13 protein-coding genes and 1 pseudogene are annotated in these 18,508 nt (G+C 69.7%); 3 read left to right on the forward strand and 11 right to left on the reverse strand.

Features of this window, described 5'->3' with window-relative positions:
• Positions 1 to 5: 5 nt before the first annotated feature.
• Positions 6 to 1,127, reverse strand: a complete 1,122-nt coding sequence (locus M2163_RS45505) for an aminomethyltransferase family protein (protein WP_280897084.1) — start codon at positions 1,125 to 1,127, stop codon at positions 6 to 8.
• 115 nt (positions 1,128 to 1,242) lie between these two features.
• Between M2163_RS45505 and M2163_RS45510 the strand changes: the two genes are divergently transcribed.
• Together M2163_RS45510 and M2163_RS45515 are read left to right on the forward strand one after the other, a co-directional pair.
• Positions 1,243 to 1,857 carry a TetR/AcrR family transcriptional regulator gene (locus tag M2163_RS45510; RefSeq protein WP_280897085.1) on the forward strand — a complete coding sequence of 205 codons (615 nt, stop codon included), beginning with the start codon at positions 1,243 to 1,245 and terminating at the stop codon, positions 1,855 to 1,857.
• Between the two features lie 860 nt (positions 1,858 to 2,717).
• Positions 2,718 to 3,944, forward strand: coding sequence for a cytochrome P450 (locus M2163_RS45515; RefSeq protein WP_280897086.1), 1,227 nt, complete (start codon positions 2,718 to 2,720; stop codon positions 3,942 to 3,944).
• A 68-nt stretch (positions 3,945 to 4,012) separates the two neighbouring features.
• On the opposite strand, the gene M2163_RS45520 is transcribed toward M2163_RS45515, so the two are convergent.
• The 7 genes from M2163_RS45520 to M2163_RS45550 all read right to left on the reverse strand — a co-directional run bounded on the left by M2163_RS45520 (position 4,013) and on the right by M2163_RS45550 (position 11,635).
• Positions 4,013 to 5,278, reverse strand: coding sequence for a cytochrome P450 (locus tag M2163_RS45520; RefSeq protein WP_280846963.1), 1,266 nt, complete (start codon positions 5,276 to 5,278; stop codon positions 4,013 to 4,015).
• On the reverse strand, positions 5,275 to 5,892 hold the full coding sequence (locus M2163_RS45525) for an ATP/GTP-binding protein (protein ID WP_280846962.1): 618 nt from the start codon (positions 5,890 to 5,892) through the stop codon (positions 5,275 to 5,277). The genes M2163_RS45520 and M2163_RS45525 overlap by 4 nt, the downstream gene beginning before the upstream one ends.
• Positions 5,873 to 6,229 carry a DUF742 domain-containing protein gene (locus tag M2163_RS45530; protein WP_280846961.1) on the reverse strand — a complete coding sequence of 119 codons (357 nt, stop codon included), beginning with the start codon at positions 6,227 to 6,229 and terminating at the stop codon, positions 5,873 to 5,875. Before M2163_RS45530 ends, M2163_RS45525 begins: the two co-directional genes overlap by 20 nt.
• A complete protein-coding gene (locus tag M2163_RS45535) occupies positions 6,226 to 6,645 on the reverse strand; it encodes a roadblock/LC7 domain-containing protein (RefSeq protein WP_280846960.1) in 420 nt (139 codons plus the stop codon). The genes M2163_RS45530 and M2163_RS45535 overlap by 4 nt, the downstream gene beginning before the upstream one ends.
• Positions 6,646 to 6,780: 135 nt before the next feature.
• The gene (locus tag M2163_RS45540; RefSeq protein WP_280897087.1) at positions 6,781 to 8,454 is read right to left on the reverse strand and encodes an ATP-binding protein; all 1,674 of its coding nucleotides are present in this window, start codon (positions 8,452 to 8,454) and stop codon (positions 6,781 to 6,783) included.
• Between the two features lie 452 nt (positions 8,455 to 8,906).
• A complete protein-coding gene (locus M2163_RS45545) occupies positions 8,907 to 9,350 on the reverse strand; it encodes an NUDIX domain-containing protein (protein WP_280897088.1) in 444 nt (147 codons plus the stop codon).
• A 173-nt stretch (positions 9,351 to 9,523) separates the two neighbouring features.
• Entirely contained in the window at positions 9,524 to 11,635 is a 2,112-nt protein-coding gene (locus M2163_RS45550; protein WP_280897089.1) for a SpoIIE family protein phosphatase, read from the reverse strand.
• Between the two features lie 669 nt (positions 11,636 to 12,304).
• On the opposite strand from M2163_RS45550, the pseudogene M2163_RS45555 reads away from it, so the two are divergent.
• Positions 12,305 to 12,564 (forward strand): annotated as a pseudogene (locus tag M2163_RS45555) (hypothetical protein); the annotation flags it as partial.
• Between the two features lie 89 nt (positions 12,565 to 12,653).
• Here the strand turns inward: M2163_RS45555 and M2163_RS45560 are convergent.
• From M2163_RS45560 to M2163_RS45570, 3 genes are all read right to left on the reverse strand, one after another.
• Positions 12,654 to 13,499 (reverse strand): MBL fold metallo-hydrolase, encoded by an 846-nt coding sequence (locus tag M2163_RS45560; protein ID WP_280897090.1) that lies wholly within the window; start codon positions 13,497 to 13,499, stop codon positions 12,654 to 12,656.
• A gap of 9 nt (positions 13,500 to 13,508) precedes the next feature.
• Entirely contained in the window at positions 13,509 to 14,021 is a 513-nt protein-coding gene (locus M2163_RS45565) for a helix-turn-helix domain-containing protein (RefSeq protein WP_280897091.1), read from the reverse strand.
• Positions 14,022 to 14,163: 142 nt separating this feature from the next.
• Complete coding sequence (locus M2163_RS45570) at positions 14,164 to 18,270, reverse strand: carboxypeptidase regulatory-like domain-containing protein (RefSeq protein WP_280897092.1); 4,107 nt, start codon at positions 18,268 to 18,270, stop codon at positions 14,164 to 14,166.
• Between the last annotated feature and the right edge of the window lie 238 nt (positions 18,271 to 18,508).

The following is an 18,508-nucleotide window of genomic DNA, read 5'->3' on the forward strand; positions in this document are numbered from 1 at the left end:
TCGGGTCAGGCCCGGACGCGGGCGCGCTCGGGGTCGTACACGGGAGTGGGCCGGACCGTGGCGTCGGCCTTGGACCCGTCGGCGGAGACGGCGGTCAGTGCGGTGCCGGACTTCACGGCGTCGCGGTGCACCCGGGCCAGGCCGAGGGTGGCGCCGCCGAGGGCGGGGGAGGGCACCGCCATCGTCACGTAGCCGATGTCCCGGCCGTCCAGCTCCAGCCGGGCGCCCTCGGCGTTCTCCGGCGCGGCGTCCAAGACGACGCTGACGACGCGGCCGGTGACGCTGTCCTTCTTGGCCAGCAGTGCGTCCCGGCCCTGGAAGGGGCCCTTGTCGAAGTCGAGCGCCCAGCCCATCCGGCACTCGAACGGGGTGACCGTGTGGTCGTACTCCAGCTCACCCATGATCATCCCTGCCTCGGTGCGGCAGGTCAGCAGGGCGATGGCGCCGAAGGCCCTGATCCCCAGGTCCGTTCCGGCCTCGAAGCCCGCGTCCCACAGCTCCAGCGCGCGCTCCCGCGGGACCTGGATCTCGTAGCCGAGCTCGGCGGTGAACCCGAGCCGGCTGACCTGTGCGGGAATGCCCGCGATCAGGGTGTCGCGCAGGAAGGTGTAGTAGGGGAACGCGGCGTTGGACACGTCGACGTGGGTGAGGCGCTGCAGGACGTCGCGGCTGCGCGGGCCCTGCAAGGTCAGGACAGCGGACTCGTCGCGGCGCTCTGTGACCGTGGTTCCGGCGGGGGCGTGCGCGGCCAGCGACTGCCGGGTGGCAGGGTTGCCGCCGGTGACGACGACGTGATCGGGCGCGAGGACGGCCACGGTCACGTCGTCCAGCATCATCCCGTCGTCGTCGACCACGACCCCGTAGGCGATGCGTCTGGCGCCCAGCCCTCTGACGCTGCGCGAGAAGACGGCGTCGACGGTGGGGACCGCGTCCTCACCCTCGACGTGCCACTTGTAGAGCATCGAGTACTCGGAGGCGCCGACAGCGGTGCGGATCGCCGTGTACTCCTCGGCCGGATCACCGATGGCCAGTGGCACGGCGTTGCCGTAGATGTCGATCCACTCCTCGACCCGGTCCGCGTAGCGGGGAGCGAACGGGGTGATGCTCAGCCCTTCGGGGATGGCCATGGGGAACTCCAGCGGAGAGAGGTGGCGTGCGCTGCAGCGAGAATCTATCCATATGGATAACTTGTCAATAGGATAGATTGGGGGCGGGTAGGCAGAGGGAGGGCGAGTGACTGCCATGGCAGAGACGCACCTTGAGGACAGCCATGAGGCCCGGCCCGGTTACGGCGAAGGGCGGGAGGCGCTCCTGGCGGCGGCCGTCAGGGTGGTGGCCCAGGGCGGCCTGCGCAAGCTGACCTACCGTGCCGTCGCAGCCGAAGCCGGTGTCACGCACGGGCTGGTCGCCCACCACTTCGGATCGCGTGACGCCCTGCTCGAAGAGGCGCTGCGGTGGTGTGTCATGCGCAGCATAGAGACGTCCTCGCTGGTGCCCGTCAGCGGAAGGCTGGAGGACTTCGCCGCGACCCTGGCCGACTTCGTCGCGGCCGACCCCGACCTCCAGGTCTTCCAGTACGAGCTGAAGCTCGAATCCGGCCGACGGCCAGAACTGCGCCACCACGTCGACCTGCTCTACGACGCCTACCGCGAAGCCGTCCGCGACGCCTTGGGCTGCTTCGACGTGTCACAGGAGATGACGGAGATCGTCTTCGCGGCCCTGGACGGCCTGGTCTTCCACCAGGTCACGTCGGGCGCGCCGGACCGCATCAAGGAGAGTGTCGACGCCCTGCGCCGGCTCCTCGCGGCCCATCGCGCGCAGGCGCCCCCGGAGGCGACCGAAGCTCTCCCGCACTGACTTCAGGAGCGGCGATGACGAGCATTGTCCACGGGCGTGACCAGGCGGCCCGGCCGCACGGCACGGCGTCCCAGGCCGGGCCGAAGCCCGCCGGCACGACCGCGGTGCTGGACCAGCGCTTACAGGGCACAGGTGGAGCCTTGCAGTCGAGGAGCTGTTCGCTCTGGTCGTCCCAGGAGCTCCTCAGCCGGTCCGGCGGCGCCGTCCTGGCCGATACCGAGCCGGGCGCCGGCGTTGCAGCCGTTGGTGGCGCTGGTGAGCCATGGCCGTGATCTGATCGCCGCACCGTGGCCCCAGCAACCGGGCGGCGCGGAGATCGTCCACCGCTGTCTGCCTGCGGCTGGCCCCCCCGGCGTCGGAGGGGACTGGTACGACGTCATCCTCTCTCCGGGGCACAAGTCGGGCCGGTGGAGGGCGAGGTCGCCGGACAAGCCACGGGCACGGCCGCCACCATGGGCCGGGTGTGCACCACCGGCGCGGTGAGGAGCAGGCAGGGGAGTCGCCTGCCCGCGATCTATGAGCCGGTCTCCCGGCATCCGCTCATGGCGCGGGCCGGCCACCTGCCGCCCGTGCTCGTCACCCCCCACCGACTCGCCGAGCTCGGCCTGGGCGATCGCGGCCGTGGGGTCGAGGGCGCTCGCCGCAACGGCCGGCCAATCGTCGTCGGCGCCCCTGAGCGGGTGGGCGACTGTGGTGCCCGCGAAGGTCGAGAGGCTGAAGGGCCAGGGTCCGGGCGGCTGCCCCGCTCGACCCTCCCCGAGTGGTTTTCACTCTCAACTTCGGCCAGGACTGGCCTTTTTGAGCCACTGGAAGATCATTAATCTGGTGCAGAGCACAGGCATCTACCCTTGAGGAGTCCCGTGTCCACCGCCCAGCAGGTACCTGACATCCTGTCGCCCGAGTTCGCTGAGGATCCCTACCCCGCCTACGCGGCGATGCGGGAGAAAGAACCCCTGATCTGGCACGAGGCCACCCAGAGCTACATCATCTCCCGCTACGAGGATGTCGAACGCGTCTTCAAGGACAAGAAGGCGGAGTTCACGACCGACAACTACAACTGGCAGCTGGAGCCGGTTCACGGCAAGACGATCCTCCAGCTCAGCGGCCGCGAGCACGCCGTCCGTCGCGCGCTGGTCGCACCCGCCTTCCGCGGCAGCGACCTGCAGGAGAAGTTCATGCCGGTCATCGAACGCAACTCCCGCGAACTCATCGACGCCTTCCGCCACACCGGAACCGCCGACATCGTCCGTGACTATGCCACCCGCTTTCCGGTCAATGTCATCGCGGACATGCTGGGTCTCGACAAGGCCGACCACGCCCGCTTCCACGGCTGGTACACCACCGTGATCGCCTTCCTCGGCAACCTCGCCGGCGACCCCGAGGTGACCGCGGCGGGCGAGCGCACCCGGGTGGAGTTCGCCGAGTACATGATCCCGATCATCCGGGAGCGGCGCGAGCGTCCGGGCGATGACCTGCTGTCCTCGCTGTGCGCCGCCGAGGTCGACGGCGTGCGCATGAGCGATGAGGACATCAAGGCGTTCTGCAGCCTGCTGCTCGCCGCGGGCGGCGAGACCACCGACAAGGCGATCGCGAGCATCCTGGCCAACCTGCTGCGGCATCCCGACCAGTTGGCGGCGGTCCGCGAGGACCGCGGTCTGATACCCGCGGCCTTCGCCGAGACCCTGCGCTACACCCCGCCCGTCCACATGATCATGCGGCAGTCGGCCACCGAGGTCGAGGTCACCGGCGGCACCATCCCGGCCGGCGCCACCGTGACGTGCCTCATCGGCGCCGCCAACCGGGACGAACAGCGCTACCGCGAACCGGACCGGTTCGACATCTTCCGCAACGACCTCACCACCACCTCCGCCTTCTCGGCCGCAGCCGACCACCTTGCCTTCGCGCTCGGCCGCCACTTCTGCGTCGGAGCGCTCCTCGCCAAGGCGGAGGTCGAAACCGGCGTGAACCAGCTGCTCGACGCGATGCCCGACCTGCGTCTCGCCGACGGTTTCGAGCCGGTGGAACAGGGCGTGTTCACCCGCGGCCCGCAGTCGCTGCCGGTGCGTTTCACCCCGTCCGGCAGCTGAACACCGCGGTCAGCAGGTGCCGTTCTCGCCTCCGCCCCACCCCGCAGCGGGGGAGGGGCGGGGGACGGCTACTGCATGGCGGGAGTGAACTGCACCGGCAGAGAGGTCAGTCCGCGCATCCAGATCGACGGACGCCACGTCAGTTCCTCGGGTTCAACGGCCAGAACGAGGTCCGGGAGGCGCTCCAGGAGCGTCTCCACCGCGGTACGGGCCATCACGTCCGCCAGCAGCGGTGCGGGATAGGGGCAGCGGTGCTCGCCGTTGCTGAAGGACAGATGTGCCGAGTTCTCCGCGCCGACGTGTGACTCGGGCCAGATCTGGGGGTCGGTGTTGGCGGCCGCGAGGCCCAGCACGAGGCAGTCTCCCTCGCGGATGAGGCGCCCGCCGAGCTGGGTGTCGCGCACGGCCCAGCGGCCGATGAAGTTCTGGGTCGGCGTGTCCAGCCACAGCACCTCATTGAGTGCGTCCCCCACGCTGACCCTGCCGCCGGAGACGTTCAGCGCGAATCGCTCGTCGGTCAGCAGCAGTCGCAAGGTGTTGCAGATCCAGTTGGCCGTCGGCTGCTGCGCGGCCGCGATCACGGAGATCAGATCCTGCACGATCTCCTCGTCGCTGAGCCCGGCTGGATCCAGCAGCATCCGGGAGGTGACGTCCGGCCCCGGCCGCTCGCGTTTCTCCTTCACCAGCTGCATGATCCGCGCGCCGACCCGTGTGTACGCCGCCACCGGGTCGTCGCCCTCGCCGGCGTCGAGCGAGATCCGCAGGTCGTCGACGAGCTGCTCGGTGTCGGTGCTGTCCTGCGGCATGCCGCACATCCACAGCACGGCTCGGGCGGGCAGCGCGTGCGCGTACGCGCTCATCAGCTCGGCCTGACCGCTGCCTGAGAACGAGGAGATCAGCTTGTCGGCGATCAGCTCGCACTCGCGGGACAGCTCGAACTGGTCCACGCCCTCCAGGGCCTGGGTGATCACACCCGCTCGGCGCTGGTGCTCCGCCCCCTCGGTGAACAGTACGGACGGCTGGTAGCCGACGAACGGCAGGAGGGGCCAGTCCGCCGGAATGCGATCCCACTGGTTCCATCGCCGCGAGTCCCGCGCGAACAGTTCGTCATGACTGGTCACGAAGCAGACCTCGGGATAGCCGAGGACCAGCCAGGCGGGAATGTCGTTGTCGAGCAGCACCGGCGCGACCGCCCCGTGCTCCCGGCGCAGCGAGCGGTACAGCTGGGAGGGCGTCTGCTGGTACTCCAGGCCGCCCAGATGCACCGCGGCGTCGTGAGCTGGGCAGCCGGGGGGCGGGGTGGGCGCGGAGGGGGAGCCGGTGGGATCGCTCACGGTGTGCTCTCCTGGGACAGTGCCATTGAGTAGAGATGGTCGACGAGGGCGATGAGGACCTCCTTGCCCGATGACCTGACCCGGGCGTCGCAGTCGACCATCGGCACATGCGCCCCCAGCGCGAGAGCCGTGCGGATCTCTTCGAGCGAGTAGTGGTTCTCGTCGCCGTCGAAGCGGTTCACGGCCACCACGAACGGGGTCTTGTGGTGTTCGAGCCGGTCTATCGCGTACCAGCAGTCCTCCATGCGGCGCGTGTCGACGAGAACGACCGCGCCCAGCGTCCCGGAGAACAGGCGGTCCCACAGGAACCAGAACCGTTCCTGGCCCGGAGCACCGAACAGGTAGAGCACCATGCGCTCGTTGAGGGTGATGCGGCCGAAGTCGAACGCGACCGTCGTGGTCGTCTTGCCCTCCACGCCGGCCGTCTCGTCGACGTGCTGCCCCGCCTGCGTCATCACCTCTTCGGTGTTCAGCGGCCGGATCTCGCTCACCGAACGGACCAGGGTGGTCTTGCCGGCCCCGAACCCGCCCACCACGACGATCTTCAGACCGGTCTCGGCGGCGTCGGCCAGCGGGGTGCGCTGGGAGGGGAGCTCAGAGGTTGCGGAGCCCATTGAGGACCTCCTGGAGCAAGGCGGTTTCGGGAAGCGACGCGACGGATTCGGCGGCGCGGGGATGACGGGCGCTGACCTTGCCCATGTCGTGAAGGTCGCCCACGAGGATGCGGGCGACCGTGACGGGCAGCTTCAGCTCGGCGGAGATCTCCACCAACGCCGTGGGATGCCGGCAGAGCTCGAGGATCTTCACGTGCTCGGACTGCATGCCGGTGCTCGGCTCGCTCTCGCTGACGATCAGCGTGACCAGGTCGAACGAGTCGTCGGCCGTGCTGCGCCCGCCGGTGACCATGTAGAGCCGGTCGGGATCCCCGACATCCACGGGTTTACGGATCACGCGTGAGCACCCCGGACGGCGGGCGTGCGCGGTTCTGCCCGCAGATGCTCACCGATCTGTTCGACCAGCTCCGTCATCTGATGGCCGACGACTCCCGGGTCGGCGTCCTCCTGCGCGACGACCGCCAGGTGCGCGCCCTCACCGGCCTCCACGATGAACAGCAGGCCGCCGTGGAACTCGGTCATGGAGTGCCGCACGCCACCCGATCCGTCGCCGAACTCGACGGAGGCTCCCTGCGCGAGGGCTTGGATGCCGGAGCAGATGGCCGCCAGCTGGTCGGCCTGGTCGAGCGTCATGTGCTCCGTCCAGCACAGCTTCAGGCCGTCCCGTGACAGGACGAGCGCATGGCGCGTGCCCGGGGTGCGCTCCAAGAGGTTCATCAGGAGCCAGGTGAGGCTGTTGTCAGTGGTCTCCATGGTGATCGGGACGGGTTGTGACCGGTCGACGGTCACCCGGCCCGTTCCTCCAATCCATCGAATACGGCGACGAGGTGCTGGGTGGGTGGCTGCCCGCGTAGTGGGTGTGCGCAGGCCAAGAGGTGGGGTGGCGGCTCACTCAGCCGCGGACTCGGGCCCGTCATCCGGCGGGCTGACGGAGTCGTCCGGTACGCCACCGCCGTGACGGGCACGGTGGAAGGCGCCGAACCTGCTTCCGGCGTCGCGAGCGGGCGCCGGTTCCACCGGCTCGTCCGCGGGGGCCGGCATGGCCTTCTGCCGCGCGCGCTCGGCAGCGGCCATCGTCCGGCCGGGGGCCCGCACGGGCAGTGCGTTGCCGGGCGCCGTGCCCCGGCCTGCCGGCGCATCGGCGCCGGCCGCGGGCGCAACCGGCTCCACGGGCGCTGCCGCTCGGGTGCGCGGGACCGGAGCCTGTTCGGCTTCCACGGCAGGCGCCGACGCGGCGGGGGCCTCGGCGGCCGGCCGGGGACGCTCGACGACGGGCTCACGCTGCTGGGACAGGAGCTGAGGAGGCAGCAGAACGACGACGCCGGTGCCGCCACGCGAGGAGGGCCGGTAGTTCACGCTGATGCCGTACCGCTCGGCGAGCCGGCCCACCACGGTCAGGCCGAGCCGGGTGCCCTGGAGTGAGGCGAGGTCGGTGACCCGGCCCGACACGGACTCCTCGGCACGGCGCATGGCGGCGTCCGACATCTTCAGGCCGCTGTCCTCGATGGTGACGACGAGGCCGGCGCTGCGCTCTTCCACGTAGACGTGGACCTCGTCGATGGGCGGCGAGAAGTTCGCGGCGTTGTCCATGAGTTCGGCGAGCAGGTGCATCACACCTTCGGCCGCGAAGCCCGCGATGGCCGCCTTGCTGGAGGAGTGCAGGCGCACCCGCCGGTAGGCGGCGATCCGGCCGACGGCTCCGCGCAGGATGCTCTCCATGACGATCGGCTTGTTCCACACGCGGCTGGAACGGCCGCCCATCAGCAGGGCCAGCCGGTCCGTCATGAGACCGAGCTGAGAAGTGCTGTGATCCAGGCGCAACAGGTCACCGAAGACCTCCTGGCCGTGCCGTTCCTGCATCTCCCGCAGATCGGCCAGCATCGCGACGGTCTTGGACTGCACCCGGCTCAAGGCCTTGGCGGAGGCGACCTGGGCAGCGGCGGAACGCCGTTCACTGTAGGCGAGTTCGCGGACGAACCACTCGGCCGTTTCCCGGACCAGGGGAGTCTGCGGCCAGTCGAACTTGGTGAGGACGGTGTTGCCGGAACTGCCTTCCCGCAGGAGGGCCACCGCGGCGGGCAACGTCTCCTCCGTCAGCCGCTCGAGTTCCGCTCTGCCGTTGGCCAGTTCGCTGCGCATCGTGCGCAGTTCGTTCTCGGCGGTGGTGGCCCGCGCCATCGACGCGCCGAGCTGTGCCGCGAACGTGTCCAGGATCTGGCGCAGTTGCGGATCGGACGGGGTGGTGACCCGGGAGACCGCCTCCTCGGCGCTGGCGCCGTTCTTCAACTGCTGCGCGACCCCTGGCATACCCACGTTGAGGAGCTGGACGACCTCGGTGCCCTGCTGCTTCCAGTGGTCCTTGGTCATCCCGAGCTCGCTGTCCCGGGCGGCCGCCTGCCGACGGGCACGACGCAAGAGATAGGAGGCGGTGGCTGTGACGACGGCGATACAGCACCAGGCGGCGACGGCCATGGCGAGCACCCAGGAGCGGGCCGCCTCGGGAGCGGAAACGGCGGCAGCGGCGGCACCCCCCGCCGCCACGAGCAGGACGACCGGGAACACGGCCGGAGACGAACTCGCCCCTTTCCCACGTCGCCGTTGACGGGAGCGAGCAGACACTGGCATTCCGCGGTCCCTCGGTTCGTACGAGCAGAAGGTGGACGACTGGGCGTCGTCGGCGTTCCGAAAGACGGCCCGTCACGGACGGTGCGCTTCCGGCTCACGCGTGCCGCTCATGCTAGTCACCCTTTCGAGTAGCGGAGGCACACCAACGGCCCCTTCCCTCACGCGAGTTCACTTAGTCGGGAAACAGCCTTCGGTACGGGTGCCTGTGATATGCACCTTTGCCTGAAGCGGACAGATCTTGACCATGCGGAGTACTGCGATCCGCAGCGTTCAGTGGGCCCCTCACCCGTCCCCGGGGCGCGTGGGCGCCTTGTTCCGCGCATGTTTTCGGCCAAGTTTCGATCCACACCTGACCGGGATCCGTACAAACACTCGACAGTGGCAGCCAGTCAGTGGACCGCGACTGCCGCCCCGCGGTACACCGATGCGGGCGCAGAAGCACCAGCCAGTCGCCCGTTGACCCACGCCTGCACCGGCCCGTACAGCCCGCCCGGCACCAGCTCGGCCAGGCGGCCGCCGTCCACCCACGCCACCTCCGCGACCTCCCGTGCCGACGCGGCGTGCGCCTCTCCGCCCACCAGCCGGCACGCCACATACACGACCCGCCGACCCGACAATGGATGCACCCGCGACCCCAGCACCACCATCGGCGCCACCGACACACCCACCTCCTCACCGGCCTCACGCACCGCGGCCTCGCTCGCGGACTCGCCCGGCTCGACCTTCCCCGACGGGAACGTCCACAACAGGGCACCCACCGGGGAGGCACGGCGCATCAGGAGGAGACGGCCAGAGCGCACGATCACCGCGCCGGCAACTGGGGAGAGGAACATGCAGGCATCATCCCGTCGTCAGGCGCCACGCTCGCAGGTACTCGCCGTTGCCGGACCGGGCGGTGCGGTGCTGTGCTGCGCTATGCGGGATCTTGTACGTGCTGCACACCGGGATCCAGTGCAGGGCGTGTGGGCGATGGCTCGCGCGGAGGTGCGGTGCTCAGGCAGGTCGTTCAGGATCCGTCGTGCAGTACCAGGATGGCGACGTCGTCGGTGCGCTGCCCGGCTGTTCCGGCCTTGCTGAGCAGGTCGTCGATGAGCAGGTCCAGGTCCCGCTCGTCGGCTTGGGCGAGGTGGTGTGCCAGGCGGTTGAAGGAGTCGTCGAGATCGACTCCGGGCCTTTCGACGAGGCCGTCGGTGAAGAAGACGAGCATCAGGCCAGGAGTCAGCTGGATCTCGGTCAGGGGAAAGTCGGCGTCGGGATCGACTCCCAGGAGTGGTCCTGGTGCAACGACGGCGGGTCGGGTGTCACGATCGGGCCACCGCAGGAGCGGGGGCGGGTGGCCGGCGCTGGCCAGGCACACGCGTCGGCGGGTGAAGTCGAAGTGGGCGTAGAGGCAGCTGGTGAAGAGCTCGGGTGCCAGGTCGGTGAGGAGCCTGTTGGTTCGGGCGAGGACCTGGTCGGGGGGTGTGCCGAGGGTCGCGTGCGCGTGGACAGCGGTACGGACCTGGCCCATCAGGGCGGCGGCGGCGACGTTGTGTCCCTGGACGTCCCCGATGACGGCCGCGGCGGCCGTGTCACCGAGGCGGATCAGGTCGTAGAAGTCTCCGCCGATGTCCATGCCCCGGGTCGCGGGCAGGTAGCGGGCGGCTACGCGCAATCCGTCGACCTGGGGAAGGACGCGTGGCAGCAGGGCCTGCTGGAGTCCATGGGCGAGCTCGTGTTTGGCGTCGTAGAGGCGGGCTCGGTCCAGGGCCTGGGCGATGAGGCCGGCGAGCGATGTCAGGACGGCGCGTTCCTCGGCCGGGAATGTGTGAGGTCGGTCGTAGGACAGGATGCAGCAGCCGACGGGCCTGCCGGAGATGATCAGGGGCAGAAAGGCCCACGCCTGCTTCCCGCTGACGTGCGGAGCCTGGGGGTAGATGCGGCGCATCTCCTCCTGGTCGGCGAAGAATGCGGGGATACCGCTGGCGAGGGCATGCCCGGCGGGGGTGAAGTCGGTGTCGAGGGGCAGGCCGTCGAGGCGCTCGATGACGTGGGGCTCGTAGCCGCGGTGGCCGGTGATCCGCAGCCGGCCGGCGTCGGCCGTTGACACGACGAGTCCCTGGGCGCCGAAGGCGGGCATGATCTGGTCCGCGATCAGGGCGATGACATCCTGGACGCCGACGACTTCGGTCAGCCCCGCAGCCAGGTGAGTGAGTTGGTACAGCCGCGCTGTACCGGCCGGCGTGACGGTCCGCGTGGTGCGCTGGGGCGCCGGTGACGGCAGCGGCTGGGCACCGCTGGGGACGATGCGGACGCTGATGCCGCTGGCGTCCGGGAAGAGGTGGAAGTCCAGCCACTGGTCCGGTGGGCGGCACGCGGTGAACGAGACGGGCTCGCGACTGATCACCGCAGCTCGGTAACGGTCCTCGTAGGTGGGATCGTCCAGCCAGCGCAACGACTGCCACGGCAGGGTGCCCAGCAGCCGGTCGGCTTCAGAGCCCAGCAGGTCGCAGGCGCCGGAGCTGAGGTAGGTGAACTGCCCCTCCAGGTTCAGCGCGCAGCTTCCACCGGGCAGGCGCTCCGCGAAGTCGGCGGCGGCAATCGTGGGGCTCCCGGGTCGGCGCTCGACGGGGACGACACGAGGCCGTTCGTCGCCGGAGGGGGACTTTCCGTGAGCGGCGGCTTCCTCCAACAGCCGGGCCAGGCGTCGGCAACTCGACGAGATGTGGCCCCGCTCCCGGTCGGTCATGTACGGCGGACGAGTGGCCGGCCACATGAGCAGCAGCGCTCCCCAAGGCCGACCGTCGTCCACTGGCGCGGCGACGAGGGCCAGCGGGTAGGGCAGCACCACCGAGGTGCGCGGATAGGCGCGGACCATCTCTTCCTGGCTGCCGACCCACACCATGCGGTTCTCGCGGACCGCGACGGCCACCGGTGCCGGAGCGGCCATCGGAATCCTCGCCCACGGTGCGGCGAATTCGGGTGGCGCCCCGCACAGCACGTCCAGTCGCAATACCCGTTCATCCAGCGTGAGCAGGTACAGAGCGCCGATGGACGCACCGGTTCGGCGCACCGTCTCCGCGAACACGGCATCCAGTTCGCCGCTACCGGCGGCGGCCGGATCGCCCGCGCTGGTCACGAAGCACCTCCAGCATCCCGGGCGAATTCAGGAACGGCCGGGCGGTCCGGTATGCCCCGGGATACGTGATTCGCTCATGCCGGGCTTGCCCCAAGGAAAACGCTACGCCCCTGGAAAGCGGTCGGCATACCGTCCCGCGCGAGTTCCGACCTCGGCTTCGAGTCGACGCTCGCCCTGCCCCACCCCGCAGACGAGGGCGGCTGGCCCCCGCGGCCGGACGCGGCAGCCCCCGGAGGCGGCAGACGAACTAGACAGCTCTGGCCAAGCTGCCGCGTTCTCCAGCACGCGCCGGACATGCGACCCTCTGCGGACAGAGCCCGCCACCGAAAGGGAGGACTCTCCCCGCCCCGGCTGATCACGATGCGGAGGCCAGTTGGTGGCGAGCGTCATCTGCACCGTACGGTTCCGCCGCCTGGCATGCTGCCGGCCCCGTTGCCCACCTCTTGACCTGGCCACCCCATCCCGGAAGCCTCCGCCAGTCGCCGCGGCTTCCCGCGACGACGCCCTCGGCCACCGCATTGGTGACCGGGCGAAGAACACGGCAGCACGGCAGTCACGCAGCGCTTGATTACATGGCCGCCCATACGCGGGGCAGCGGCCGCCTGCCTGTGCCTGGTAGACCGACGGTGCCGGGCATCGTCGTGGCCGGGTGCAACCGTGGTCGGGTCACTGTCTTGCGGCTCAGGGGCTGACCGCTTCGCGTACCGGCAGATTGCCGTGGCAGACGCGCTGGCTGGCTACATCGCACCCCCGTCACCGCCCGGCGCGGGCTCCTGGCCCGCTTGCACTACCTCACCTGCGCCCCCCCGTGCCCGGGCGGCGACCCGCGCGGACGGGCTGACCGTCACCGACCGCACCATGCGCGCCTGGCTCGACGGCGTCCGCACGCCGTCCGGCGCAACCTCGAGCGCATCGAGCAGGCTGTACGCGGAATATTCGCAGTTCAGAGGCTGTGTCTGTTGGCTTACCGGCTATTGCTTCCCACCCCGTAGGGGTGAGATCGCCGCCGTCGTGCGCGTTACCTGTACAGGGCGACAGCGCCTCCCCAGAGAGCGCCCGGGTTCAGGCGCTCGGGGAAGCGTTCCAGCATGGCGTTGAAGAAGCCGAGCGGTTCCTCGTGCTTGGCGAGAAGCTCGTCGACGGTGTCGAGGTAGAGCCGGGTCTCGGCGATGGCGCGCTCGGCGTCGTCGTCGCGTTCCTTGTTCTTGTGGCCGGTCACGATCCGGCGCGGCCGCAGGCCCTCGACGACGGTGATGGCCTTTCGCCAGGCGTCGCGGCCGCCGTTCGCGGACTCGGCGAGGTACTGGTGCACGCCGTTGTAGATGACGTCGCCGGCCACGACCAGCTCGAGGTCGGGTACGTGCAGAACACTGGTCTCGTCCGTGTCGCTGTGGCCGACTTCCACGATGTGCAGGTCATGGCCTTCCAGGGTGAACCGGTTTCCGGGCACGGTGACGGCCGTGACCGGAGCGTCCGGGATCTGTCCGGGGAAGAGCGCGTCCCAGAAGTGCGGGCGGATGGAGACGTTGCGGTGCATCTGCGCGATGGTGCCCTCGGAGGCGACCACCTGCGCGCCGAATCGCTCCGCCAGGACGCCGGCCGTGAACCAGTGGTCACCGTGACCATGGGTCGCAAAGATGTGGGTCAGGTTCTTGCCGGTGTCCTCCACCCAGTCACCCACTTCCTGCGCCTGGACGGAGGTCAGTGGCGGATCGACCAGGACGGCGTCCTGCTCGCCATGGATGAGGGTGACGGACAGGGGCGAGAACATCCGCCGGTCCCCGTTGGGAACCAGGTCCGTGACGTTCTGCGGGATCGGGTCTGCGACGAGGACGTCGTAGGCAAGCGGGCCGCTGGTGGGCATGGTGCGTTCCTAACTGACAAGGTCGATGCCGCCGGCTCCGTCGGACGACCGATCGGCGGCGGCAAGGGCGGCGTAATAGGCCGGGCCCCGAATGATCGAAACAGCGCCCTGGTCGACGAACTCGCCGTCCGGGTCCCGGAATTCGAGATGCACCGGGCGTTCGTCGTCTGCCGTGTACAGGACTCCCTGGCCCGTCTCTTGCGGGAGGTGACGGTCCCCCCATGCGCTGAGGGCGGCCAGAATCGGCAACACGTCGCGGCCGGCGTCCGTGAGGACGTACGCCTCGCGGCTGCGCTCCCCGTCTTCCTGATACGTCACGCGCTCCATGAGCCCGGCGCACACGAGGTCGTTCAGGCGCTGGCCCAGGGTCGCGTTGGGGATGCCGATGCGCTGGAACTCGGCGAAACGGGTGCGGCCGAGGAAGGCCTCGCGGAGCAGCAGGAGATTCCACTTCTGTCCCAGCACGCTGAGGGTGCGGGCGATCGAACAGTAGCGGTTCGCCGGCAGTGACATGGCTTCCATGGCATCCAGACTAACCCCAGACTCTGAAAAATGAACCCAGGCCCTGGCGTCAAGATCGATGACCTGAACACCAGAGGCCGGAAGGCCGGGGTGGGCCTGCCCCGTTCGGGAGCGTGCCACCCCGGCTTCCGGATGGACCTGCCTACTTTCTCTTGAGGGTGAAGTTCTTGGTGACAGTGGACTTCTTCTTGATCGTCACCGTGGCGACGGTCGGCTGGAAGCCGTCCTTGGCGGCGATGACGGTGAGCGGGTTGTTGCGGACGTCGAGCCACAGGGCGTACCCGCCACTGGCGTCCGTCGTCAGGGTGTAGCTCGTGGCCCAGGTGTCAATCTGGACGGTGGCCCCCGCGATCGGCGCGGTGCCGCCACCGGCGGTGGCACCCAGTACCGTCCCGGTGATCTTGCCCCAGGTGCTGGGCGGCGCGACGCGCATCTCGACGGGGAGGCTGGGCACGGAGTACGGAGTGTCGGTGCTGAAGGTCAGCTGGGCGGTGAAGGCTCCCGGCTGGGTCACCTCGGCCACGGAGGCGTCCAGGGAGATCGTCACCTTCGAGCTCTTGCCGGGCTGAAGAGTCAGCTGCTGCGCGCTCTCGCTCAACCAGCTGACGTCGCTCGACTCTCCCTGGTCGTAACCCGGCAGCACCTCCACGGCTGTCGTGGGGGTCGCCTGGGCGACGCCGCCACCGACCTTGAAGAAGCCCAGCCCACCGCCACCGCGGTAGGTGGCGCGGTCGGCGTTGGGAAGGGCGGTCCAGGTGCCCGCCTTCGGGTCGAAGGAGAAGCCCTGGTTGGTGATGCTGTTCCCGGTCACACCACCCGCGGTGACGAGCAGGCCGTTGGCGGAGGTGTACGCGGAACCCCAGAGGGCGACGGGCAGGTCGGCGACCTGTGACCAGGCGTTGGCGGCGGGGTCGTAGACGTAGGAGTCCTTGACCTCGCTGGTGCCGTTGAATCCGCCGGCGCAGTACAGCTTGCCGCCGATGCCGGCGCAGGAACTCCAGGAGATCTGCTGCGGGTAGGCGGCCAGCGTGGACCAGCTGTCGGCGGCCGGGTCGTAGACGGTGACGTCCGCGGTGCCGCAGGTGTCCGTGCCGCAGCCGCCGACCACGTAGAGCTTGCCGTCGAGCACGGCACTGCCGGAGCCCGCGTACGGCTTGGGTGAGGCGGCACCGGTGGTCCAGGAGTCACTGCCCGGATCGTAGATCTCCAGCTTGGAGTCGGGGTCGCCGCCGGGTCCCCAGCCGCCGACGGCGTAGAACTTGCCGCCGATGAAGCCGTGGGCGGGATCCTCCCGGGTGTCCGCCGCGCCGGCCAGCTTGGTCCAGGTACCGGCGACCGGATCGAGGACGTACATGTCCTTGGTGTCGGCGCTGCCGTTGAAGCCGAAGGCGGAGTAGATCTTCCCGTCGTGGGTGGCGACAGCGTTGTCCATCAGCGCGACCGGCAGGTCGGGGGCCGCCTGCCAGGCGTCACCGGCGGCTCCCGGAGCCACCTTGGCAAGCGCGCCCGCGGCGGCCGCGGCGGTCTTGCTCGACAGCGGGGTGTAGGTGCCCTTGACCAGTTTCAGCGGGGCGCCGCTCGCGGACTCGATGCTGAACCCGCCGGACTGCTCCCCGAGTTCGACGGTGGCGGGTGCCGTGCCGGTGTTCTTGACGGTCAGGGTCTTGGTGCTCTGCTCGCCCCATCCGACCGACGCGGAGATGGAGGTCTTGTCCAGCTTCACCTGCCCGGCGCCGAGTGCGAAGTCCGCGCCGACCGCGCTGTCGGCCCGCACCTTCACCGTCTTGTCGAGCCCGGTGTAGTGCGGCTTCGCCGCGGTGAAACCGTGGCTGCCGAGGGAGGAGAACAGGGCGTAGACGCCGTCGCCCAGTTCGGGGTCGTCGGGGGTGGCGAGGGTGACGGTGCTCTGCTTGCCGTCGTCCTTGTTCTTCACCGTGGCGCCGACCAGACCCGTGGAGGTGTTGGCATCCGTCACGGTGCCGGTGAGCAGACCGCCGGGGAGCGGCGTGACGTGGCGATCGCCGAGGAAAACGTTGTCGACCTTCCACCACCAGCCGAACGACCCCGTGAAGTGGAAGCGGAGTTGCACCGCTGCCTTGCCGGCGTAGTCGGTCAGCGGGAGCTCGACCTTCTGCGCGCCGAACGTGGTGCCGGTGGCGGACCAGAGCGTGGTCCAGGTGGCGCCGCCGTCGGTGGTCACGTCGACGTCCGCGCTCTGCCCCCCGCTGGCCCAGTAGTCGTTGGCGAAGGCGATCTCGGGTGCGGAGTCGTCGCTGAAGTCGTATACGGGGCTGAGCAGTTGCGAGTCCTGGTGCGCCCCGCCGCCGTAGTGGTCGCTGTCGACGATGGCGAAGGCGCCGTCGCCGCCGGTGGTGTTGGAGCGTGAGCCCGGGTCGTCGAAGGTCCAGCCGCCGGTCGTCCCGTCGGCGTTGACCACCTTCCAGCCCTTCGGGGCGGAGTCGGTCGAGTCGAACGGCTCGGTGGTGCCCTCGTCCCGTACCGAGTAGCCGGCGGGCACGGTGGCCGCCCACGGGTCGATCGGAACCGCGATGTTCAGACTCTGGTCGGAGTCCGCGACGGTGATCTTCTTGGTGGGTGATGTGTAGCCGGGGTAGGCGGCGGTCACGTGCAGGGTGTAGTCGTGGCCCTGGGGCAGCTGCATGTCGAAGGCGCCGGTGAGCGGGTCGGTCCACACCGGGCCGCCGGGGACGCCGTCCGCAGTGATCTTGGCGTAGAGCGGCCAGCCGTGACCGGAACCGTCGGTGATCTTGCCGGAAACTGTCCGGGTCGGGACCGGGGTGAGGGCGAAGTTCTTGGTGAGGACGTCGCCGTCACCGAGGGACACGCCGGAGGCAGTGCCGGTGCTGTAACCGTACGCTTCGACGCTGATGTCGTAGCTGCCGACCGGCAGGACGAGCGAGTAGGTCCCGTCGGCGGCGGTGTGCGCGGTGCCGCCGCCCTGGGTGGTGACGGTGGCCCCGGCCACCGGCTTGCCGGTGCTGTCGTCGGTGACGGTGCCGGAGAGCTTCCCGTGCGGGCCGCTTCGGAACGCGGCCAGCCCGTCGGGGGTGCCCAGGCCGGTCGGGCCGTCGTAGCCGGCACCGGCGGTGCACAGATACGCGGGCGTGCAGGTGCCGTTGTTGCCGGTGGTCACGTCGTTGAGACCGGTCTCGGAGGCGTACGGGTAGGAGTTGGGGTACGTGCCCGCGACGGGGGTTCCGGCGGCCGCGTACGCGCCGGCGATGATGGGTGAGGAGGCGCTGGTGCCGCCGTACACCTGCCAGCCGCCACCGCCGTAGGTCTGGTAGACCGCGACGCCGGTGGCCGGGTCGGCCACGGCGGAGACGTCGGCGACGGTGCGCTTGTCGCATCCGGTGTCCGTCTGGAAGGCCGGCTTGGGCTCGTAGAGGGAGCAGCCGGATCCCGGGCCGAAGCCGTCGCGGTTCCAGACCGACTCGGACCAGCCGCGTGCGGTGCCGGAGTCCCGGACCAGTGAGGTGCCGCCGACGGAGGTCACGTAGGGGGAGACGGCGGGGTAGGCCACCCCGTAGTCGCTGTCGCCCGAGGAGGCGACCACGGCGACACCGGGGTGGTTGTAGTGGGCGTCGTACGTCGTCTCGTCCGGCAGTTCACCGCTGCCCGGGGTGCTGTCGTAGTTGGTGCCGTAGGAGTTGGAGACGTATTTGGCGCCGAGTGCGACGGCCTGGTCGACGGCCGCCCCGAGGTCCTCGAAGCTCGGCTGGTCCGCCTCGACGAGCAGGATGTGCGCGTTAGGCGCGGCCGCGGAGACCATGTCCAGATCGAGGGAGATCTCGCCGGCCCAGCCGGCGTCGGGCGCGGGGTAGTCGGTGCCGCCGCGTTGGTCGACCTTCTTGAAGCAGCCGTTCGCCGTGGTGCAGGCGGGCAGCCCGTACTGCTCGCGGTAGACGGCCAGGTCGGCCTCGGCGGTGGGGTCGTCATAGGCGTCGACGATGGCGATCGTCTGGCCCGCGCCGCCGTCGGCGGGAAGGCTGTAGGCGCTCTGCAGGTCGGCTGCGCCGTAGCCGCTGGGGGTTGCGGAGGCGGGCAACAGGCCCTTGAGGGCCTTGGTGTCGGTGCGGCGCAGGGCGAAGCATGCGGCCTCGCCCTTCTTGGGGGTGGAGCAGGAGGGTTCGAGGGCGGCCTTCTTCTTGGCCGTTGAGGCCGTTGAGGCCGATGAAGCGGGTGGCGCCGCCGCGTGGGCCGGGAGCTGTAGGCCCAGGAGCGTCATTGCGGCGGCGCTGAGCACGGTCAGGCAGGCGGCGGCTCTTCGGCGTAAAGCCGAACCGGTTCTCGGTGAGGTGCGCAAAATGTTACTCCTCGGTTCGCTTTGCAGGGGGCGACTCGTACACGACCCCGGTCGACGGCGAATGACGGTGGTTCACATTCACCGCAATCAATTGGCGTACCGCGAAGCGAAATTGACAATAGCCTGTGTGTTACATGTGCATGTCGTAAGGATTCGCTGT

The sequence above is a fragment of the Streptomyces sp. SAI-135 genome (genome assembly GCF_029893805.1).
Classification (GTDB): Bacteria; Actinomycetota; Actinomycetes; order Streptomycetales; family Streptomycetaceae; genus Streptomyces.